The following is a 21,761-nucleotide window of genomic DNA, read 5'->3' as shown; positions in this document are numbered from 1 at the left end:
TTTGCCTTGCAGTTTAGGAAATTAGGCGAGGAGTTCGACCGCCGCTACGCCGGGATGAGTGGGGTTAGCGCTGGCAGGTCACGCTGCGATTGCTGCCAGGCGTCCTTTGATGATCGCTTCGGCGTCGCCGACAATGCGCTCGATAAGCTCCCGGCAACTGGGAATGTCATGGATCAGTTCCATCACCATACCAGCCGTAACCACGCCATGCTGCGGATCGCCACTGGCAAGACCTTGTGCACCGCGTATGCCCTTCACCAGCGGTGCAACCGCCTCGAAAGCTTCGCCTCGCGCCTCGGCCTGGCGTACCGCCTGGGATATGTCATTGCGTGCCACCCGCGCCGTGTTGCGGAAGGACCGGAATATCAGATCGGTTGCCCGTGCGTCACCGGCCACGAGGAACTGCTTGATGCCATCATGAATTGGTGCCTCCAGGGTGGCGCAAAAACGCGTCCCCATATTGATTCCCTCGGCCCCAAGCGCCAGCGCTGCTGCCAACCCACGTCCATCGCCAAAACCACCGCTGGCCAGCAGTGGTACCTCGACTTGATTTGCAGCCGTCGGGATCAGGATAAGGCCGGGGACGTCATCTTCTCCCGGATGGCCAGCACATTCAAAACCGTCAATGGAGATGACATCCGCCCCCATTCTCTGCGCGCTCAAGGCATGGCGCACTGCCGTGCATTTGTGCAGCACGGTGATGCCATGGCTCTTGAACTCATCGATATGCTCTTGCGGATTGTGCCCTGCCGTTTCGACAATCCTCACGCCGCTCTCGATGATCGCTCGCCGATAATCTCCATAAGGAGGAGGATTAACGGATGGCAGCAACGTCAGATTGACCCCAAAGGGCTTGTCGGTGAGGCTCCGGCATCGCTCGATCTCGGCCCTGAGCGCGTCAGGCGTCGGGAAGGTCAAGGCGGTAATAATTCCCAAGCCTCCGGCATTCGACACAGCACTCGCCAAGTCCGCTGTGCCGACCCACATCATGCCCCCCTGTACAATGGGATGTTCGATGCCAAGGATTTGAGTGATACGGGTTTTCATAGAATTGATCTCTTCGCTTCCTGACATAGCAAGTCATCGTTGACCGCAGGCGGGCAAAGGCACACCTCCATGCTGGCGAACCTCGTTCCAGACACGATCATGGTTTTCTCCGCCACGAAGGCTGTTGATTGCCTTTTAGCACCACGGTGCCAGCAGACCTTTACCTGCGCTGGAGCATGACCTTGCTCAGGCATGAATGCAGGGGATTTGCGGCGCTCTCGCGGTAGATGAACCGTCTCCCGAACCCGGAGCATGCACTCACGGCACCGGACAAGGCATCCTGCTGACTTTACCTGAACTGCCGGAAATATGTGCGCATCTCGTCCACAAACAATCCAGGCTGCTCCATGGCCGCGAAATGACCACCGCACGGCAATTCGTTCCAATAGACGAGGTTGGTATATCGCTCGGCCACCATGCGGCGTGAAGGGCGCAGCATTTCCCTGGGAAAGATGCTGCATCCCGTGGGCAGGGTCACCTTGCGCGTGTCAGTGAAAGAGGCATGGGCACTCTGCCAATAGAGTCGCCCGGCGGAGGCCCCATTCCCCATCAACCAGTACAGCATAATGTTGTCGAGCAGGGCATCCCAGCCGAAACTGGCCTGCGGTGTCTCGGCGCAATCGGCCCAGGCCTTGAATTTCTCATAGATCCACGTCGCCTGCCCCATCGGGGAATCGACCAGAGCATAGCCGATCGTCTGCGGGCGCGTGCCCTGAAGTAACGAATAGCCGGTTCCGGTCGTCACAAAGTCGATGTGGTCCTGCGCGGCCTTCACCTCCTCGGGGGTCAGGCCGGGCGTGTCGGGCGGCGGGGGAAAGGCCAGCGGCATGTTGAGATGGATCGCCACGCATTCCGGGGGCCGCTGGATCGCCAGCTCGGTGGTGATCGCCGAGCCCCAATCGCCACCCTGAGCCACGAAGCGCCGATAGCCCAGCCGCCGCATCAGCGTGATCCAGGCGCTGGCGATATGGTCGACGCCCCAGCTCTGATCGCCCGGCCGGCCCGAAAAGCCATAACCGGGGATGGAGGGGATCACCAGATCGAAGGCGTCGCTGGCCTTGCCGCCATGGGCAGCAGGATCGGTCAGCGGACCGATGACCTTTGCGAATTCGATGATCGATCCGGGCCAGCCATGCGTCAGCAGCAGCGGCAGCGCGTCCGGTTCATGCGACTTGATATGCAGGAAATGGATGTCGAGCCCGTCAATCTCGGTCTTGAACTGCCCCCAGCCGTTGAGCATCCGCTCACAGCGGCGCCAGTCATAGGTGTTGCACCAGTAATCGCAAAGCTCCTTGGCCTGCGCCAGCGGAACGCCCTGCGACCAGTCATCGACCGTTTCCTTCTCTGGCCAGCGCACCTCGGACAGGCGGCGGCTCAAAACGTCCAGATCGGCCTGGTCGATGGATAAATCGAATGGACGGATCATCAAACTCCCCTTTGTCCCCCGCTGGCGCGACACGCACGCGACGCCAGGCAGCCTGGCGATGCATGCCGCATGTTAGGATGCGGGAAGCGCGGACCAGAAGCCTCTTCGGCAAGGGATCAAGACAGGATGCACCCCCGGACAAATCCATGCGGACCATGGCATGAAGCGGCCCAGCGATCACCGGGCACAGCTTTCACCGCGCCGGCATATGCTCTGCCAGAAACGCCAGGACGCCGGCGTTGAAGGCATCATTGCGATCCCCCGCGACCATATGGCCAGCCCCGGCCACATCAAGAACCTGGGTCTGGGGCACCAGCCGCTTCAGCTCGCTCACCCCCTGATCATCGACGATATCGCTCTGATCGCCCCGGATCAGCAGGGTCGGAACGGTCACACCATGGCTCACGGCGATCAACTGATCGCTCCAGTCCGGCGTATCCGGGTTGGTGCTGGGCTCCAGCATCCGTGTGTCCCAGTGCCAATGCAGGCGGCCATCGTCGCGCCGTCGCAGATTCTTCATCAGCCCGCTGATGTCTCTGGGCCGGGGGCGCTGGGGGTTGTAGGCGGCAACCGCATCGGCGGCCGCCTCCAGCGTGGCGAAGCCATCCGTATGTCCCTGCATGAAGGACTGGATCTTGCGCACCCCCGCCTCCGCCGGCCGCAGGACGATATCAACCAGCACCAACCCCCGAATGCTGTGCAACAGACCTTTGCCGACCCCGTAGAAACTGGTCATTCCGCCCATCGAGGCACCCACCAGCGCGGTTGGCCGATCAGAGGCCGCGCGATCCTCCTCTGCCAGAATGACCTGCAGATCCCGCGCGCGCGATGGCAGATCATAGTGCCCCTCGGGCGACCAGTCGCTATCGCCGTGCCCGCGCGCATCGAAGCTGATCACGCGGTAACCGGCCCCCACCAGCAGCCCCATCGCGCCTGCCCAGGAATGCCTCGTCTGCCCCCCGCCATGGAGCAGGACCACCAGAGGCGCTCCTGCCGGACCGGCTATGTCCGCCACGAGCCGGAGCCCCCCTTCGGCGCGATAATCCTTTTGCGCGAAGCTCTGCATGAACCGCCTTTTCGTCACATCTGCTGCCGATCCGTTCCGCCACAATGGCGGATGGCACCCCGCATTTTCAATTCATCGAAAGGCTATGACGCGGAGTTTGTCCAGCAGCTTGCGGCGTCTCTTGGCTAGCTTCGCTCAGCTGGTAAAACCGCCATCGGCCACCAGCACGCTACCGGTGGTGAAGCTGCTCATCGAAGAGGCGAGGAACAGCGCTGCCTGAGCGATTTCGCTCGCCTCGCCATGCCGTCCCATCGGGATCATCGAATTCATCAGCGCCGTCGCGTCGCCGCCGCCGATCAGCGGACTGAAGGATCGCTCGATCTCGGTCTGGAAACTGTTGTCGATCGGGCCGGGATGAAGCGTGTTCACCCGGATCCCGCGCTTGGCAACCTCCTTCGCGATGGAGCGCATCAGGCCGACCTGGGCATGCTTGGCCGTCGCATAGGCATAAACGCCCGGGCTGCCGCCCAATCCGGCCACGCTCGACATGATGACAATGCTGCTGCCCTCCGCCATATGCGGGATCGCATGCTTGCTGCCCAGAAACGCGCCGCGCACATGGACACGATAGACATCGTCCATCGCCTCGACCGGATAGTCCTCGATCCCGCCGATCGGCCCGGCATTCCCCGCATTGCAGATCAGGACATCCACGCGCCCCCAGCGTTCGACCGCAGCAGCGACAAAGGCCTGCGTCTGCTCATCGTCGCCGACATCTGCCGGTACGGCGGCAACATGCGGGGAGGCCAGGGCCGCAACCGCCTGCTCCAACGCCTGTTCGGAAAGATCGACAAGGAGGACTTTAGCGCCCTCATCGAGAAATTTGCGGGCAATCGCCCCGCCAATGCTCCCCGCACCACCGGTCACGATGCAAACCTTGTCTTTCAGGATCGCCATTTGCCTTTTCTCACTTTCTGGGCACGCGGGCCGGAGCAGGTAACTCTGGCCTCGGGCGCCAACGTGCTGCGCCAACGCGCCATGGCTACGACCGGAAGGCCAGCCAGCCCCAAACAGCATTCTCCCTCAGCCATGGAAAGCCCCGCATGGGAGGATTTCTGCCATAAGCAAGAACTGCTGCACCCAGATGGTCGTTCAATCCAGAACAAAATCCGCCAGATTGATCTTGCGCACCTTGTCGTAATAGACCGATGGCCGAAGGGGATTGTTGATCCCCTGGCGGCCATGCCGGTTACGGTAATAGGATGCCTGACCGTCCAGCCCCCATATGCAGTCGCCCAACGCCGCATCCACCTCTGCATTGAAGGCGTCATGCACGTCACGCCGGCATTCCATGGCGGCATGCCCGCCTTCGATCAGGGCCGCGATGCCTTGCACGGCATAACGGGCCCAGATCTCAATCCATGCGAACAGGCCCCCGGCGCGCGGGTTGGTGTTCGGCCCATAGAGCATGAACATGTTGGGGAAATCGGGCATTGTCATGCCCAGATAGGCCCGCGCGCCATCCTTCGCCCAGGCTTCCTCCAGGGTCCGGCCATGGCGGCCGACATAATGGACCGGCCAGAGATAACGTTCCGCCCGGAAGCCCCCGGCCCACACCACCAGGTCGAGCGGATGCTCAACCCCGTCATCGGTGACCACGCCCGCCGGGGTCATCCGGGTGATCCCGGCGGTGACAAGCGAGACATGGGGCTGCTTCAGCGCCCGGAACCAGCCATTGTCCACCACCAGTCGCCGGGAGAATGGCGGACAATCAGGGGTAAGCTTGCGCGCCAGCGCGGGATCATCGGGAAACTCCCGGGCGATGGCATCGGTCAGGGCCTGGCGCAAGGCATCGTTCTTGCGGCTGACCAGGCCGCCCTCCCGCTGCCAGTCGCGGTCGATGGAGAAGAGCGCGCCATCTTCGCAGAACATCGTGTAATAGGTGGCAAAGACATACCAGTTCCAATAATGCGGCATGGCCTCCATCAGCCATTGCACCTCATCCGGGATGCGGTCGCGATACCCCTCCAGCTTTGCGACCCAATGCGGGGAGCGCTGAAACACGGTGACATGGCCTGCCGTTTCGGCCAGGCTGGGCATCACTTGCGCGCCGGTGCAACCCACGCCAATCACCCCGACGCGTTTATCGGCATGATCGAACCTATGGTCCCAGTTGGTGGTGTGAAAGAAAGCACCGCGATAGGTTTCCACGCCCGGTATGTCGGGCGTGTTGGGAACGTTGAACAGCCCCGCCCCGCTGACAATGGCATGGGCGGCGATCGCCGTTTCCGTGCCCCCCTTGTCGCGCAGCCTGATGCGCCAAACTTTGGCGCTCTCGTCCCAATGCGCCGCCGCGACCTCGGTTTCGAAGCGGATGTTGCGCCGCAGATCGTGATCATCGGCCACGGTGCGGATGTAATCGGCCAGTTCGGGCTGCGGAGCGAACCAGTGCTGCCAGGGGTGTTTCCGGGTGACAGTCAGCTGGTAATGATGGCTGGGAATATCGACACGGGCATCGGGATAGTCATTGGTCCACCAGGTTCCGCCCACATCTGGATTGCGCTCGACGATGGTGTAGGGAATGCCCAGGTGCCCCAGATGAATGGCCGTCACCAGACCAGCAACGCCAGCGCCAATCACCAGGACATGAAAGCCTTCCCTGCCTTCAGGCGGACCATCACCCGACCAGGCAACGCCGCGCGGATAATCGACGAAATTCAGCTCCTCCTTGCCCATCTCGAAGATGAAATCCGAAACCGGCTTGCCCGCCAGCATCGCCATCATGTCACGGATCTGCACATCCTCGGGATGGGGCAGACGGCTCCCCGCGCCCGAGCGCAGGAAGGCCAGCGCCTTGGCCTTCACCCTTTCGGCATGCTCGGGCGCCAGTTGGATCACATCATAGACGCCGGACCAGAAGGGCACCGCCACCGTTCCCATCCGCGCCAGTTCCGCGTCCCCCGTCGCCTGCCACAGCGCAACCCGCAAGGCGTTGAGATTGGCCATATCCAGCGCGCGCTTCACAAAGGCCTCATCGGGCACCGCGTCTGAGAAGTTCTGAGTTGCAGGGCTCTGCGCTGCCATATCCATCATACATCGTTCCCCTTCATGGCCGGTCTGGCGGGGTGCCGCCGCCTTATCCGATCTTCCCGTCGCTGGCGCTGGCCAGCGCGCGTGCCGCCGCGGCAGGCGGCGCGCCCCTGCGCCCCCGCACCACCGTTCCAGGCAGCGCCCCCGTTGCCTCACCATGGCGATAGACCACTGTGCCATTGACGATCGTGGCCACATAACCCGAGGCGCGCTGAGTCAGGCGGCGACCCTGCTCCGGCAGGTCAAAGGCCACGCGCGGAGGGGCCAGTTGCAGATTGGCATAATCGATGATGTTGATATCGGCATTGTAACCCGTCGCGATCACACCACGATCCTCGAGGCCGACCAGCCGCGCGGTATCATGGCACAAGGCCCGGATCGCCTCCGGCACGGTCAGCCGCTCGCCGCGCGTGCGGTCACGGGTCCAATAGCTCAGCAGGAAGGTGGAATAGCTGGCATCGCAGATCAGGCCATAATGAGCGCCGCCATCCCCCAGCCCCAGCACGATATCGGGATGCCGGAACATCTCGAGCGCGGTGTCCAGATTGCGGTTCGCGTAATTGGCAAAAGGCATGTAAAGCGCCGCCTGCCCACCATGATCGAGCAGCAGATCATAGGCCAGCGCATCGGCGGCCTCCCCGCGCGCCAGAGCCCGCGCCGCGATGCTCTCTTCGGGCAGCGGCTCGTAATGGAACGGGCTGCCAACCTCGAACATCCACTCGAACTGGCCGATCGATTGGGCAATCGGGAAGGGATAGGCGATGTCCTGCTCCGACAGGATGCGGGCCCGCAGCTGCGGATCGCGCAGTCGGGCCAGCCGCTCCGCGATGGGCAGATCCGCGATCTGGCGGTAGCTTGGCCGCAGAAAGAAGGGATGGGCCGAAAGATCCAGTCCGAACAGCAGCCCGATCCCGCGCGGCAAGGCCTGCGCCCCCATCCGGCCGCCACGGGCATTGGCCTGCTCGATCCTGGCCATGATCGCGCGCCAGCCATCGGGATTGGCATGCATCTGGGCGATTGGCAGGCTCATGGTGCGATCCGCCCCGCGCGCGACACGCTCCAGCAAGGCGAATTCCGAGTCAAGGTCATGCCCCCCCCGCGAAATCGACCGCCACCTGCAGGATGCCATCCCCATTCTCGCGCAGCGCTTCGGCGATGGCCAGAAGCTCGGCTTCCTCCGCGTCCAGAGTGCAGATCGCCTCCCCCGAGCTGCTTTTGTGAAAAAGGCTGCGCGAGGTGGCAAAGCCCAAAGCGCCCGCCTTCATGCCCTCGCTCACCAACTGGGCCATCCGGCGGCAGTCTTGCGGCGTTGCCGCAGAGCCCGCGGCGGCGCGCTTGCCCATCACATGGACGCGCAAGGGCGCATGGGGCAGATAGCTGCCGATGTTGATGTCATGCGGCCGTGCCGCCACGGCATCGAGATACTGGGGATAGCTTTCCCAGTCCCAGCTCAGGCCTTCTGCCATGCACACGCCGGGAATATCTTCCACCCCTTCCATCAGCGCGATCAAGGTCTGCCGGTCAGCGGGGCGGCATGGCGCAAAGCCGACACCGCAATTGCCCATCACCACCGCAGTCACCCCATGGTCGGATGAGGGGGCCAGCCGCTCATCCCAGATCGCCTGGGCATCATAATGTGTGTGGATGTCGACAAAACCCGGAGTCACCAGCAGGCCGCGCGCATCGATCTCCTGGGCACCTTTCGCGGGAACCGCGCCAACAAGAACAATCTTGTCGCCCTTGAGCGCAACATCGGCGGTAAAGGGCGCACCGCCCAGGCCATCGACGACCGTGCCGCCACGAATAACAAGATCACAATCGCTGCTTGTCACGGCTCTCTCCCGGCGTTGGGTGCGAAAAGGCGGCGCGGCTTGGCTTATGCCGGCCGCCCGCTGCTTCTGTTCTGGTGGTGGGACAAGTCTTGCATGGCCACGCCATGCTGCCGATCTGTGCTCGACAGATCGGAAAATTGCGCGCCGATGCTGACATGGTCAAGCACGATAATTGTGCCGCCAAACAATAAGAGAGGCACCGGGCAATGCCGCAAGACAGCAATGAACGGGGGGATGAAAAGGGACATGAACGCGCGGACGAACGCAACCGGACGCGCGGCAGGCCCCGCCAGCAGGCGCGCAGTGATGTGCCCGCAGAGCTTCTGGCCGCACTGCGCAGCCTGCTGCAGACCAAATCGCCCGATGAAATCACCCTGCGCGAAATCGCGGAACAGGCCGACACCTCGCAGGAGATGGTACGCTATTACTTCGGCAGCAAAAGCCGGTTGATGATGGCCATGATGCAGCAATCGGTCAGCCGCATGGAGGCCAGGCTGAAAGCGATGGACTGCAGCATCGCGCAGCAGGATGGCGATCCCACCCGCATCATTCTGGCCGCCCTGCTCGATCTGTTTCTGTCCGAACAGGAATCCACCCGCATTTCCATCGCCGAATTCGGCAAGGCCAAATCAGAGGTGCGGGACGCTTTCCTCTCGCGCCATTCCGGCCTGATCATCGATCACATCCACCGCACGGTTTGCAGCCTGGTCACAACCGGCGTCTATGGCGCGGCGACCGACACGCGCAAGACCGCCATTTGCATGATGGTGCTGGCCGGCGGCCTGGTGAAGCAATTGCCCATCCTGGCCCCGGACTGGCTGAGCGAAGAGGCGCTGCACGGCGAGGCATGGGCCGATTATCTGATCGCCCTGTTCGCCCCCGCACATCACCGCTGAACCGCAGGCTTGGCGGCTTTCCGCCACAGACACATCACGCGGGCAAAAGCGCGATACCGTGGCGCAAACCAACCGGAAAGGACAATCGGCACCATGCCAGATGCCCCGCCTGCCAGCAACGTCTGGCGAACCGTGCTGATCTGCGCGCTGGTCCAGAACGTGACGATGGGCTTTGCCTTCGGCTCCTTTGGCGCTTTGCTCGGGGCCAATGAAGCGCATCTGCATGTCAACCGTGAAGCGATCTCCTTCGGGATGAGCGCGGTCGTCACCACCATGGCCATCACCTCCACCCTGATGGGTGGCATCATGCACCGGCTGGCGCCAAGAACGGCGATCGCCGCCGGATCGGCAGCCTGCGGGCTCGGCTATGCCGGGCTGATGCTGACCAGCCGCTATGACCTGTCGCTGCTGTGCTTCACCCTGCTGGGGGCCGGGGCGATGGCGGCTGGGATTCTGGGGCCACTGAGCCTGATCGCCGCGCAGTTCCCGGCGCGGCGCGGCCAGATCCTGGGGATCGTCAACCTGCCGCTGGTGCTTTTCGCGGTGCCTTATGCCATCGCCCTGACCCTGCCATCGCTGGGGCGGGAGGGTGTCTACGGCATTCTGGCCCTGCTTTCCGTCCTGACCTTGCCCGTCATCGGCCTGCTGCCCCGCACCAGCCCCGCGCGGGCTCCTGCCGCAAAGGCAGCGCAAGGGGCCACCGGGCTGCGCGGCATTTTTGGGCAGCCGGCCTATTGGCTGATGACGCTGGGCATCGCGATCATTGCCGGCACCGGCTCGGCCTTTGTGGTGCATGCCATTCCCTTTGGGCAGAGCCGGGGCCTCAGCCTGCCGCATGCCGCGCTTATGCTCTCCGCCTATTATGGTGTCGGTATTTTCGGCACATTGGCGATGGGATGGCTGGCCGATCATATTGGCCCTCCGCTAGCCCTGGCCATCGGCGCGGTCACCCAGACGATCTGCTGGTTCACTCTGGCGACGGGACCGCTGGCGGTGTTGACGCCCGTCGCGGGGTTGCTCGGGCTGGTGACGGTGCCGCTCACGACGCTGTTCGGGGCCGCGATGATCCATCTTTTCGGACCTGTCACCGGAAGCCGCGCCATGGCTTTTGGCTATGGCATCAAGTTGCCGTTCCTGTTTTCCGTCACGCCACTGGTCGGCTGGGCCTTCGTGCGGCAGGGCAATTATCACCATGCCTTTGCCGGTTGCGCCTGCGCCCTGGGCCTGGCGACGCTGCTCTTCGCCTGGGCCGCCGCGCGGATGCCGCGGGGGGCCATCGCCCCTTCCACAATGTAACCCTGGAGCGATCACGATGAGCGCACGCCTGCACCCCCAGGTCGAAGCCCTGCTCGCGGCCATGGCGGACAATCCGCCGCCGTCCTATGAGACGCTGACGCCTGCCGAGGCGCGGGCCATGGCGCGGGCCTTCAGCCCGTCAAACCCGGCGGCTTGTCAGGTTGGTCATGTCGAGCATATCGCCATCCCCACGGAGGCAGGCGCTTTGACCTGTCGCCTTTATCATCCGGCACCGGGCGGCCAGCAACCTCCCCCCGCTATTCTGTTCCTGCACGGCGGGGGCTGGGTGGTGTGCGATCTGGATACGCATGACGACCTCTGCCGGCGGCTATGCGGGGCGACCTCGGCCATTGTCCTGTCGCTGGCCTACCGGCTGGCCCCCGAAACGCGCTTTCCCGGCGCGCTGGAAGATGCCGCAACCGCGCTGGCATGGATCCGCACGCAGGCTTCGACACTTGGCTTCAATGCCCGCAAGCTGTTTGTTTCGGGCGACAGCGCCGGTGGCAATCTGGCGGCAGTGCTGGCCTTGCTGCATGGCGATCTGGCGGGCCAGATCCTGTTCTATCCCGTCACCGATCTCGGTGCGGAGCATCCCTCCTATGCGCGGATGGGGGCCGCCCCGCCCCTCACCACTTCGACCATGCGCTGGTTTCGCGCGCATTATCTGGGGCCGGACGAGAATGGGTTCGACTGGCGCGCTTCACCGCTGCGCGCGCCGGACCTTGCCCATGCTCCGCCCTGTTTCATCGTGACCGCCGGGCATGATCCGCTCTGTGACGAGGGGCTGGCCTATGCCAGCGCGCTCGCGCAAACCGGGGTGCTGGTCACCCATGTCCATGTCCCCAGTCAGATCCACGGCTTTCTCAGCCTGGCACCGGTACTGACCGATGGCCCCGCTGTGATCGCCATGGCCGGGGCATGGCTGCGTGGCCTCGCCAATCAGGCCGCGCTGTAGCAGAACAGGCTGAGCGAGGCGGTCCGCACCAGTTCCCCGCGCTGGTTGAGCAGGGTGTTTTCCCCCGTCACGAAATAGCCCTCGCCCAGCCTTGTCTTGCGCCGGGGGCTACAGGTCACCAGGCGCTGTTCGGTGCGCAACGTGTCGCCGACACGCAGCGGCGTATAGAAATTATAGACCGCTTGGGTAACCACCGCCTCCGGGCAATCGGGCGGGGGAAAGGGCACACCGCCCTTGATGATCCCAGGGCGCAGCGCGCTCATCAAGGCCATGCCATGCAGGTTGCGCAAGACCGGTTCGGGCACGTCAGCCCCCGGCTTACGGCAGCCCAGGCCAACGTTCAGCGCGCTGTCCGCGCCATAGAACAGGCCCACCGGCGGCGAGACGATGGTGCCGAAAGGCGATTGCGCAGCATAAGCCTCATCCCAGTAGAGCGGGTTCCAGTCCTCCAGCGCTTCGCACCACAGATGCACATCGCTGGCCAGCAAGGGCGCGCGCGGCTCCCAGTTCCCCTCGCGCATCTGGCCGATCATCGCACGCGCAAAATCGGGCATATCCTCATTCGGGGCGATCATCTCTTCGGCGGAGCGTTCCCGCGCCGGGGCAGGCATGCGCCCGGACGAAGAGGGCATCTCCACCGTGGCCGTGGCCGCCGCCGCGCTGGCCACCTCCGGCAACGCGATGTTCAGCGCGATATCCACCAGATAGCTGCCATCCGCACCGCGATGCTTGCGGCTGACCTTGCCGCTGACGGCAAGCATGTCACCGCGCAGGCATTGCGCTGTCATGCTGAACACGATCCGGCGCAGCAGCGTGGCGGGGCCGGACCAGTCGGTGATCAACCGGGTGAAGAGGCCGCCGACCTGGGTGGTCGAGATGAAGGCATCCTTCGCCCCGACGGCCTGCGCATAGTGGGAATCGTGGTGCACATAATCATAGAGCCCCGTCGCGCGGACGAAGGCGACCAGACGCAGCAGGCTCAGCTCATAGTCGAAACCGGGCAACACCGCCCCTTCCTCGACCTCTTCCCAGACCAGCGATGGATAGGCTGTCATGCATTACTCCTCATGCGCGAGATGCTGGCGCAGGAAATCGGCGCTCGTCGCGGTCTGTGCTGCCAGACGCAGGCGTCCCAAGCGGGCGGCCCAATAGGTTTCAGAGCCAAAGGCGATCTGCCATTCTTTGAGGCGGCGGGTGTAGAGCTGCAGATCGAACTCCTGCGTCGCGCCAATCGCGCCATGGATGGCGTGAGCGATGTTGCAGGCCGCCCCGGCAGCCTCATTGGCGCGGCATTTCGCCGCCGCGACACGCGCCGGATCGAAATCCTGGCCGACAAAAGCGCTGCGAGCCGCGACCTGGGCGGTGATCACCTCCTGGGCCAGCACAGCCAGCTGCTGCTGGATCGCCTGGAACTTGCCCAGAGCGCGACCAAATTGCTGGCGCGCTCCCGCATAGCGCAAGGCCATGTCCAACACCCGGCCCATCGCCCCGGCCATCAGCGCCGCAGCAACAGCCGCCGCCGCCAGTTGGCAGGCCCCCGCCGGAAGCGGGACACGCGCCACCACCTCGCCCTCATCGAGGCTGGAGCAACCGCCCGTGCCGAACACATCGAGATCATCGCCCGTCACCCTAAGCAGCATCCCGCCACCATCGCGCTCGACCAGCGCATGGGTGGCAAAGCGGCCGCCGGGAACCTGCTGCGTATCGCCACCCAGCACAATCACCGCCCGCTGTGGCGCCGGGGCGCCATGCCTGACCAGCAGGCCACGCGCGACCATGGTTTCGGCAAAAGGCAGCGGCACCGCATGCTCACCCGCCGCCATCAGCAGCGGAAAGGCCTGAGCCAGAGTCAATCCCGCGCCGCCCGAAGCTTCGGGGACCAGCGCATCGAGGAAGCCAGTGTCATACAGCTCGTTCCACAGGGCATCCGCGCCCTCGCCACGCTCGATGCCGCGGATGCGGGCGGGCGTGACCGTTTCGCTCAGCTGGCGCCTGAAAGCGTCGATCAGAAATGCGTTCTCGTCTTGCATAGCAGCGTTGTCACTCATCGCAGGCCAAGCCCCCTTGCAATCATGCCGCGCAGGATTTCGCGGGTTCCGCCACGCAGCGAAAAGACGTGGTTGAGCTGCATCAGATAGGCCAGAGTGCGCAGCAGTTCCGGATCCGCTGCGCGATCCGGCCTTGCCGCGATCGCATCGGCAATCTCGGCGGGGATCTGCTGCTCCAGCGCCGTGCCCGCATCCTTGAACAGCGCCGCCTCGGTCAGGGGCGACTGGCCCGCCGCCAACAGCCCGGTCATCGCCACCGACATGGCGCGCAAGGGGGCCAGCCGCGCCAGCATGCGGCCCAGTCGCGCCGCCTCATCCGGGGTAGGATCACCGCCCAGCAAGCTTGCCCAGAGGTCGAGCAGCACCAGGCTGGAATAGATCCGCTCCGGCCCGCTGCGCTCGAAGGCCAGTTCGGCATTGACCTGTTGCCAGCCATTGCCCTCTGTCCCGACCAGCGCATCCTCCGGCAGGATCACATCCTCGAAGAAGACCTCGTTGAAATCGCTGTCGCCGGTGCCCAGTTTGATGGGATTGACCGTCACACCCGGCAGCGACAGATCGACCAGGAATTGTGACAGCCCCTGCTGCCGGTCCTCCGAGGTGCCGGAAGTGCGGATCAGCGCGATCATGTAATGCGACTTATGGGCATAGGTCGTCCAGATCTTCTGCCCGTTGAGCTTCCATCCGCCAGGCACCCGTTCCGCGCGGCTGCGCACGCTGGCCAGGTCCGATCCCGAATTGGGCTCGCTCATGCCGATGCAGAAGAACAGCTCGCCCCGGCAGATGCGCGGCAAGAAGCTGGTGCGCTGCGCCTCGCTGCCGTAATGCAGGATCAGGGGGGCGCTTTGCCGGTCGGCGAACCAATGCGCAGCCACCGGCGCCCCTGCGGCCAGCAATTCCTCGACCAGCACGAAACGGCTGAACGGATCGAGCCCGGCCCCGCCATACTGTTTGGGAATCCCCACCCCTACCCAGCCGCGCGCCGCCAGCGCCTTGCTGAAGCCAGCATCAAAGCCAGACCAGCTGCGCGCCCGCAGATGCGCGGGGCTGCCCGCCAGCTGCTCGGCGATGAAGGCCTTGACGGGGGCCCGCAAGGCCTCGGCATGCGGTGGTATTGTTCCTGGAGGATAATTTTCGACTGTCAGCCTCACGCCAAACCCTCGTCTTTCGCATCGGCGCAATGCAAGGCGCCGCGCCATCTGTCTCCTCACCTCATAGCGGCACCGGGTAGGCCAGACATGCAGAGGGGCTAGTCTGCACAGGAAGGATTGCGTTTATCCGGCGGCCATCTCGGCACAGAGCCTATCGCGCATGCCCTCAATGTCCTGAATGGAGCGGAGCATATCGTTGAGATGGGTGCAGCCAGCAGCGCCAGCCAGCAGGCGCGGCACCTGCAGGCGTAAATCCCGCGCCTCGATCCCGATCAGCTTGCGCGCCGTCGCCGGGGCGGCACGGCAGGTGGAAAAGGGCAGGACACGGGCGTCGACAGCGATATCGAGCAGGGCCAGCGTGTCCGGCGCGAAACGAGCGTTCAGGGCATACTCGTGGAAAATGATCCGCTGATCCAGCGTGCCGGGCAGGCTGGCGCTGTCCTGAAACCATGCGCTGCACTGGAAGCCGTCATCATCCTGCCACAGATCGGTCCGGCGCAGGCGCCACTGATTTTGCGGAGCGGTGGGAGCCAGATCGTGCCAGCCCAGCCTGTCGGCATCCGGCAGCGCGGGGGGCGCCCTCGGGTGATCCGCCACCGGGTCATTGACCGTGCCTTCAGGGGTGAGCGCATAGGAGTCCGCAAAATAGCTGATGCAAACCCCCTCCACCTGCCGGTGCTCAAAGGATTCGGTTTGCGAGGCGACATGGTAGCCCTCAGTGCCGCCCGGCCAGGCGTACCAGGCGGCGCTGGCCATGAAGGTGGCGCCCGCCATGTCGTCAAGCATGCGGTGCAGCAATGTCGCCCGCGCACCCTCCTCCGGCATGGCGGTGGCCATGGCCTTGCGCATCGGCCCCCCAGGGGCAAGACCGGTAAAGTCGGCCAGACCATCGCTGCGCCGGCCAGCGCGCAGGCCGGCCAGCCGCTTGGCCTTGTCGAAGCGCGCTTCCAGCCATTCGGATTCCACGATCCGGTTGCTGCCGTCATGCCGGGTCACACAATCGCGCGCGCGCCCGGCCATCACCATGGGGTTGGCGGCGCCCTCCGGCCAGTGGGTCTGAAGCGAGCTGGTGCGGCGCAAGGACATCGGGCGGCGTGCGGGCTGGCTGGGCGGCGTGGCATTCAGCGCAACCGCGAGCGCGGTGGTCATGGCATTCTCCGCAAATGGAACCAATTGTGCCGCCTAACCGGTTTCATCCCCGGCCGATGTTCCAGAATTTTGCGAGACCGTTGAAGAATTTCGAAAGGTCTCCTGGAGCCAGCGAACAAAGCTGCGGGCCAGGCGCAGCTGGCCGCTCTCATTGACCACCGTGCCAAAGCCGATCGTGTAGCCACTGGCGATGGGCAGGGGTTCCACCAGCAGCCCTTGCGCCACAAGATCGGCCACCAGCGCCCTGATCCCGAGCGTGACCCCCAGCCCCCGCATCGCCGCGCCGCAGAGCAGGATCTGATGGTCGACACCGACCGCCAGCGGCGGCACCTCTTCATCGATGCCCACCGACGCGAACCAGTCGCGCCAGCCGTTCATCGAGGGCACGGTATCAATCAGCGGCAGGGCCAGCAGATCTCCGGGAGCGCTGATCGGATGGGCGGCGAGAAAAGCCGGGCTGCACATCGGCGTGATGGCGCTTTCGATCAGCGGCTCGGCGCCGTCCCTTAGCAGTGCGGAGGTCAGCGGCAGCACGCTGACATCCGTCGCGGCGGAGCGCCGTCGACCGATGCTGAGCAATTCCACACGCACGCCGGGATTCAGCGCGAGAAAATCATCCAGATGCGGCAACAGCCACTGATCATGAAACTGCGCAGGCGCCGTAACGCGTAGCACTGGCCGTGCCACAATGCTGCGCGCGCGTGCGGTTGCCTCATTCATCAGTGCTATGCCGGGCCGCAAATCATTGAGAAAGGCCTCACCCTCCGCGCTCAGGCGCAAATGGCGGCCACCGCGATGGAAGAGCAAGATGCCCAGCTCTTCCTCCAGCACATGGATGCGGTGGCTGATCGCGGAAACCGTCACATGCAACCGTTCCGAGGCCAGGCGCAGGTTCAGCAGTTCTGCCACGCAGACGAAAGTTTCTATGCCGCGCAGCGAGGGAAGGCGATCGACCATGGCCTGGGTATCGGGGCACGATCCATGCTTGGCAAGCGATTCAGCGGCCAGAGCCGATCACCGATGACTGCTGCCGCGATCAGGCTTGCCCGCAGTGGAGATATCCTGTTCAGCCTCGCAAACCGCTTCCCAAACGGCGGCACCAGGCGTGACATGCCCCCTTCATCGACCACACCGAAGGCCCAGACATGACCGCGCTTGATGATTTGCTTGCCACTGAAGCCATACGCCTGCTGAAGGCCCGGTATTTTCGGGCCATGGACACCAAGGATTGGAATCTGCTGGCGGACGTCTTCTGCGAAGACGCTTTCTGCGATTACACCCAGGCCATGACCGATCCCGCCACGCCTCCGCCATCCGGCGCAGCGCAGGCGGAAGGCGAGCATCTGCTGCAAGGCCGCGCCGCGATCATTGCCTATATCAGCGCTGGCCTCACGCCTCTGCGCTCAGTGCATCAGGGCTTCATGCCCGAAATCACCGTGACCGGGCCCGACACCGCCTCGGCGATCTGGCCCATGGCCGACCGGCTCACTCTCCCGCCCGACTCGCCGGTGGCCGAGATCCATGGCTATGGTCATTATCACGAAACCTATCGGAAGGTGGCGGGGCAATGGAAGATCGCCACGCTGCGCTTGACCCGTCTGCGGGTCGCCCATGTCCCAGGATGATGTTGTTGGATTTCATGTCATCTGCAGACATGTGGACCATCCTGCAGGGACAAGCCCGGCCTTCTCAAGGCGGCGTGCCCGATGGTAATCTGCTGCTGCCGGCGCGGGAGAGGCGCCAAACGGCTTCATGCTCCCTTACAGCACTGTAAGTGAAAGAAAAAGGTGTTCCCATGAGCGACACAACCATCGACATCACCAAATATGGCAACAAGAGCTACGTCCGTGCCGCGCTTGGCACGCAGTTTGACGATATGCCGCCCTATGTGGAATACATCCGCCGCGCTGGCGAGGAAATCCCCAAGACCGCTGCCGATCGCGGCACGCACCGGCCCAACAACAAGCCGCTGCCCTACAAATATTACATCGATCCCGCTTATGTCCCGGAAGAGATCGACAAAATCTGGACCAAAACCTGGCAAGTGGCCTGTCGCGCGGAAGATATTCCCAACATCGGTGATCGCGTCGCCTATGACGTCGGCCCGCTGTCCTTCCTGGTGATCCATTCGGGCGAGAACGAGTTTTCGGCCTTCTGGAACAGCTGCCGCCACCGCGCTCGCCGCCTGTGCGGAGAGAAGCCGGAATCAGGTGATATGGTGCAATGCCCGTTTCACGCCTGGAGCTATGACCTCAAGGGCAAGCTGGTGTGGGTGCCGCGCGAGGAAGAATTCCCCAATGCCACGCCCGAACTCTTCAGCCTCCGACCGGTCCAATGCGCCAGCTGGGGCGGCAACGTCTTCATCAATCCCGATCTCAATGCTGGTCCTCTGAGCGATGCTCTTGGTGTGATGCCCGAACATTTCTCCGACTGCCCGCAGGAAGACCGATACACCGCGATCCGTATCAAGAAGAAGGTCAAGATCAACTGGAAATCCGGTCTGGAAGCCTTTCTGGAAGGCTATCATGTGCTCACCACCCATCCCAGCGGCATGCCGATCTTCGGCTCGACCTACACCCAGACCGACTGTTGGGACGATGGCAAGGCCTCGGTCAGCCGGTTGATCACGCCCGCCCTGATCCCCGATGGCTGGGTGAAGGATGAGGTGTCGCCACGCGTCTCGCTGGAATTGTTCTGCAACACCTATATGCTGCCCTTCCCGCCGGAAGGCGTAGGTGAAACCGTGGCCGAAGCGCGCGCCTATGCCGCCGAGAAGACCATCGAGGTTCACCGCGAACAGAATGGCGTCGATTTCACGGGGCGCAGCGTCTCCTATCTGGTCGATATGCATCAGTGGTACGCCTATCCGGCCTTTTTCCCGTGGTGGGGCGAAGGCCTGTCATGGTGGTACAATTTCACCCCGCTGGGTGACAGCGCTGACGAATGCGTGATGGAAATCCGCTGGCTGCGCCCGCTGGCGAAAGATGCGCCGCGCCCCGCCGTGCCCGAAACCGTCCATATCGATTTCCATGAAAAGGGCCGCGACTATCCCGCCACCGGCCATGTCGGCTATATCATGGACGAGGACATGGAAAACATGGAGGAAGTGCACAAGGGCATGAAAGCGGCGGATCCGGCGGTCGCCCGGCCGATCCTGGCGATCGAGCAGGAAATCCGCGTCAAGCATTTCCACGAAGCCTATATGCGCACCATGGGCATCGAGGGCTAAGCCCTCCCCCATGATCCAGCCAGCGATACCGGCCCGATCATGCCGTGATCGGGCCGGCGCGGCATCGAGACTTGTCTAACCACGCAGAAAAACACGATGTTCCTAGCCAGCCGGCGCCGATTGCGCTTGGTTATCCAGAGAACGGCGCGCCAGCATCGCCGCACAGTTTCGGGAGAATTGGGACCATGGACACAAGTCCTGTCGATACGGTCAAGGCCGCCTATGCCGCCATGCTCGAGCGGGGAGACCTTGAGGGGTTTCTCGACTTTTTCGCCGAGGATGGCGTGCTGCTGGAAGCCGATTCCCTGCCCTATGGTGGCCGTTTCACCGGCCGGGAGGCCATTCGCGGCGCTTTGCTTCAGGTGATGGAAACCTACAGCGCCTTCTCTTTCACCCCCGATGTCTTCGCCACCGATGGCGAATGGGTAATCGCCTATGGCACTTTTGCTGTCGAGGTCCGCGCCACCGGTAAATCGGTGTCCTTTCCGCTGGCCGAAGCCTCACAGGTGTCGGGCGGCAAGATCAAGCTGATCCACCCCGTTTACGGCGACACAGCCGCAATCCTGGCCGCCTTGCGCTGACGCCCCTTCCCTGGAGAGCCCCCATGATCAAGATCATCTACTTGCTGAAACGCAAGGAAGGCACCACGCCTGAGCAGTTTCGCACGCATTACGAGAACAGCCATGTGCTCCTCGCCAAAAAATACATTGGCCACCTTCTGAAGGGCTACATCCGCAACTATCCCGGCTTCGCCTTGCGCAACCCCAGCAACATTCCTGCCGGGACCGTGCCCGCCCCCTATGACATCGGCTATGACTGCATCACCGAGATGTTCGTGGAAGATCAGGCCGCGATCGAGGAAATCACCCGCATCTTCAACGATCCCGAGATCAACCCGATCCTGGCCGAGGATGAGCTGCGCTTCCTGCAGCGGGAGGAAACCGTGATGATCATGGTGGATGTGGTCGACAACGGAACGCAGAGCGCATGACGGTGACACTCTCCCTGGAAGCCGCCAGACCAAAACCGGCCTTTGCCGCTGGCCAACGCGACACTGTTGTCGAACTGCTGGGCCGCGCCGCGGCGCGCACGCCAGACCGCACCTTCGCAATCATCGATGGCACGCCCTTCACCTATCGCCAGGTGGATGAGGCTTCCAACGCGATGGCCCGCGAAATCGCCACGCTGGGGGTCCACAAGGGCGAATGTGTCGTCACGCTGTTCGATACGACCATAGATTCGCTGATCTGCTGGTTCGCGATCAACAAGCTGGGTGCGATCTGGGTTCCGGTGAACACCGCCTATCGCGGAGAATTCCTGCGTGGCCAGGTGCACGATACCGGTGCGAAGCTGGTGATGTGCGAGGCGCATTATCTTGAACGATTCATGCAGATCGCGGAGGGCCTGCCCCAGGTCCAGCTGATCCTGACCAGAGGATCCCAGGCGGCCATCGCCTCAATCATTCCGGTCAAACCGCTCGACAGTTTCCGGGGCACCAACAGCGCTCCGCTGCCCCTGGTTGTGCAGCCCGCAGATCTGGCGGCCCTGCTGTACACCTCGGGAACGACCGGCCCATCCAAGGGCTGCATGATCACGCATAATTACTTCGCCGCCGTGGGCCGCATCAATCGGCGCCATACGCTGCTGGACGAGGGAGAAACGCTCTGGACCTGCCTGCCGCTGTTCCATGCGGCAGCGCTGTGCGGCGTGCTCTCGGTGATGGGGGATGGATCCTGTGTCGCGGTGTCCAGCCAGTTTTCAGTCCGGCGCTTCTGGGACGAGATCGAGCAATCGGGCGCGGTTTCGGCGATGCTGATGGCCTCGATCTTCGCGCTGGTCGCCCAGGCGCCCGATTGCGAGGCGGCCAAGCGCTATCGCGGCAGGCTGAAGATGGTGTTCGGCGTTCCGATCTCGCCCGAGGTGCGGAAAATCTGGCATGAGAGATTCGGCGCGCAGATCGTTTCGAGCTGGTCCTATGGCCAGACGGAGGGCATCCGAATGACCGCCGTGCCGTTGGACGAAACCCCGCCAGAGCTGTGCGCGGGTCGGGTTGTCGACGAATATGAGATGATGATCTTCGACGATCACGATCAACCCGTGCCCGAAGGCACTGTCGGCCAGATCGTATTCCGCCCGCGTGAGGCGAATGTGATGTTCGAGGGCTATTGGAAACGCCCCGATGCCACCGCCGCCGTCTGGAAAAACCTGTGGATGCACACTGGCGATCTGGGCAAGATTGTCGATGGCTACCTTTATTTCGCTGACCGGGCCAAAGACTATTTGCGCTCGCGCGGGGAGAACATCTCCAGCTTCGAGGTAGAGCGCACGTTTCAGGCGCATCATGCCGTGGCCGAAGTGGCGGTGCATGCGGTCGGCGCGCAGACCGGCGAAGACGAAATCAAGGTCACCGTGGTGCTGCGTGATGATGTGCTGATGACCGAGGAGGAGCTTTGCCTCTGGTCGATCGACAATCTGCCTCATTTTGCGGTGCCCCGTTACGTCGAGTTTCGCGCGGCGCTGCCCAAGAATCCGACCGGGCGCGTTCTGAAATATCAGCTGCGCGACGAAAGCGTGACGCCAACCACCTGGGACCGCGAGGCAGCCGGTATCCAGGTTCGCCGCCGCAAATAGCGACC

The 21,761-nt window shown here is 63.5% G+C and carries 20 protein-coding genes; 8 read left to right on the top strand and 12 right to left on the bottom strand.

All coding sequences use genetic code 11. From position 1 onward, the window contains the following. Nucleotides 1-78: 78 nt before the first annotated feature. From SR3_RS17480 to SR3_RS32740, 7 genes are all read right to left on the bottom strand, one after another. On the bottom strand, nt 79-1,047 hold the full coding sequence (locus SR3_RS17480) for an NAD(P)H-dependent flavin oxidoreductase (protein ID WP_218018841.1): 969 nt from the start codon (nt 1,045-1,047) through the stop codon (nt 79-81). A gap of 289 nt (nt 1,048-1,336) precedes the next feature. Then, entirely contained in the window at nt 1,337-2,473 is a 1,137-nt protein-coding gene (locus SR3_RS17475) for an epoxide hydrolase family protein (RefSeq protein ID WP_068089047.1), read from the bottom strand. Nucleotides 2,474-2,666: 193 nt separating this feature from the next. After that, entirely contained in the window at nt 2,667-3,488 is an 822-nt protein-coding gene (locus tag SR3_RS17470) for an alpha/beta fold hydrolase (protein WP_245653966.1), read from the bottom strand. Nucleotides 3,489-3,674: 186 nt separating this feature from the next. Further along, complete coding sequence (locus SR3_RS17465) at nt 3,675-4,436, bottom strand: SDR family NAD(P)-dependent oxidoreductase (RefSeq protein WP_068089040.1); 762 nt, start codon at nt 4,434-4,436, stop codon at nt 3,675-3,677. Between the two features lie 195 nt (nt 4,437-4,631). Continuing rightward, nucleotides 4,632-6,572, bottom strand: coding sequence for a flavin-containing monooxygenase (locus SR3_RS17460; RefSeq protein ID WP_068089037.1), 1,941 nt, complete (start codon nt 6,570-6,572; stop codon nt 4,632-4,634). A gap of 43 nt (nt 6,573-6,615) precedes the next feature. Beyond that, nucleotides 6,616-7,698 (bottom strand): amidohydrolase family protein, encoded by a 1,083-nt coding sequence (locus SR3_RS32745; RefSeq protein ID WP_307562286.1) that lies wholly within the window; start codon nt 7,696-7,698, stop codon nt 6,616-6,618. Next, complete coding sequence (locus SR3_RS32740; RefSeq protein ID WP_084455676.1) at nt 7,655-8,401, bottom strand: amidohydrolase family protein; 747 nt, start codon at nt 8,399-8,401, stop codon at nt 7,655-7,657. Before SR3_RS32740 ends, SR3_RS32745 begins: the two co-directional genes overlap by 44 nt. A gap of 308 nt (nt 8,402-8,709) precedes the next feature. Between SR3_RS32740 and SR3_RS17450 the strand changes: the two genes are divergently transcribed. From SR3_RS17450 to SR3_RS17440, 3 genes are all read left to right on the top strand, one after another. Continuing rightward, on the top strand, nt 8,710-9,297 hold the full coding sequence (locus SR3_RS17450) for a TetR/AcrR family transcriptional regulator (RefSeq protein WP_169805657.1): 588 nt from the start codon (nt 8,710-8,712) through the stop codon (nt 9,295-9,297). Nucleotides 9,298-9,390: 93 nt separating this feature from the next. After that, nucleotides 9,391-10,593: an MFS transporter gene (locus SR3_RS17445; RefSeq protein ID WP_068089031.1), complete on the top strand. Its 1,203-nt coding sequence runs from the start codon at nt 9,391-9,393 to the stop codon at nt 10,591-10,593. A 16-nt stretch (nt 10,594-10,609) separates the two neighbouring features. Beyond that, nucleotides 10,610-11,548: an alpha/beta hydrolase gene (locus SR3_RS17440; protein WP_068089028.1), complete on the top strand. Its 939-nt coding sequence runs from the start codon at nt 10,610-10,612 to the stop codon at nt 11,546-11,548. Here the strand turns inward: SR3_RS17440 and SR3_RS17435 are convergent. The 5 genes from SR3_RS17435 to SR3_RS17415 all read right to left on the bottom strand — a co-directional run bounded on the left by SR3_RS17435 (nt 11,533) and on the right by SR3_RS17415 (nt 16,853). Further along, nucleotides 11,533-12,603, bottom strand: coding sequence for a MaoC family dehydratase (locus tag SR3_RS17435; RefSeq protein WP_068089025.1), 1,071 nt, complete (start codon nt 12,601-12,603; stop codon nt 11,533-11,535). The genes SR3_RS17440 and SR3_RS17435 overlap by 16 nt on opposite strands. Nucleotides 12,604-12,606: 3 nt before the next feature. Beyond that, nucleotides 12,607-13,596 (bottom strand): acyl-CoA dehydrogenase, encoded by a 990-nt coding sequence (locus SR3_RS17430; RefSeq protein WP_084455675.1) that lies wholly within the window; start codon nt 13,594-13,596, stop codon nt 12,607-12,609. After that, nucleotides 13,593-14,690 carry an acyl-CoA dehydrogenase family protein gene (locus SR3_RS17425; RefSeq protein ID WP_245653965.1) on the bottom strand — a complete coding sequence of 366 codons (1,098 nt, stop codon included), beginning with the start codon at nt 14,688-14,690 and terminating at the stop codon, nt 13,593-13,595. The genes SR3_RS17430 and SR3_RS17425 overlap by 4 nt, the downstream gene beginning before the upstream one ends. A gap of 180 nt (nt 14,691-14,870) precedes the next feature. Continuing rightward, nucleotides 14,871-15,896, bottom strand: a complete 1,026-nt coding sequence (locus SR3_RS17420) for a DUF2889 domain-containing protein (protein ID WP_157098926.1) — start codon at nt 15,894-15,896, stop codon at nt 14,871-14,873. 33 nt (nt 15,897-15,929) lie between these two features. Next, complete coding sequence (locus tag SR3_RS17415; RefSeq protein WP_068089013.1) at nt 15,930-16,853, bottom strand: LysR family transcriptional regulator; 924 nt, start codon at nt 16,851-16,853, stop codon at nt 15,930-15,932. 188 nt (nt 16,854-17,041) lie between these two features. Between SR3_RS17415 and SR3_RS17410 the strand changes: the two genes are divergently transcribed. From SR3_RS17410 to SR3_RS17390, 5 genes are all read left to right on the top strand, one after another. Further along, complete coding sequence (locus tag SR3_RS17410) at nt 17,042-17,521, top strand: nuclear transport factor 2 family protein (RefSeq protein ID WP_068089011.1); 480 nt, start codon at nt 17,042-17,044, stop codon at nt 17,519-17,521. A gap of 170 nt (nt 17,522-17,691) precedes the next feature. Next, the gene (locus SR3_RS17405; protein WP_068089008.1) at nt 17,692-19,125 is read left to right on the top strand and encodes an aromatic ring-hydroxylating oxygenase subunit alpha; all 1,434 of its coding nucleotides are present in this window, start codon (nt 17,692-17,694) and stop codon (nt 19,123-19,125) included. A 185-nt stretch (nt 19,126-19,310) separates the two neighbouring features. Next, the gene (locus SR3_RS17400) at nt 19,311-19,706 is read left to right on the top strand and encodes a nuclear transport factor 2 family protein (protein ID WP_068089004.1); all 396 of its coding nucleotides are present in this window, start codon (nt 19,311-19,313) and stop codon (nt 19,704-19,706) included. 23 nt (nt 19,707-19,729) lie between these two features. Beyond that, a complete protein-coding gene (locus SR3_RS17395) occupies nt 19,730-20,116 on the top strand; it encodes an EthD domain-containing protein (RefSeq protein WP_068089001.1) in 387 nt (128 codons plus the stop codon). A gap of 2 nt (nt 20,117-20,118) precedes the next feature. Next, a complete protein-coding gene (locus SR3_RS17390) occupies nt 20,119-21,756 on the top strand; it encodes an AMP-binding protein (protein ID WP_068089057.1) in 1,638 nt (545 codons plus the stop codon). The last annotated feature ends 5 nt before the right edge of the window (nt 21,757-21,761 follow it).

This window comes from Novosphingobium rosa NBRC 15208 (genome assembly GCF_001598555.1).
In the GTDB taxonomy this organism is placed as follows: Bacteria; Pseudomonadota; Alphaproteobacteria; order Sphingomonadales; family Sphingomonadaceae; genus Novosphingobium; species Novosphingobium rosa.
Note: the sequence above shows the minus strand (reverse complement) of the source record. Positions and strands in the feature narration are given on the sequence as shown.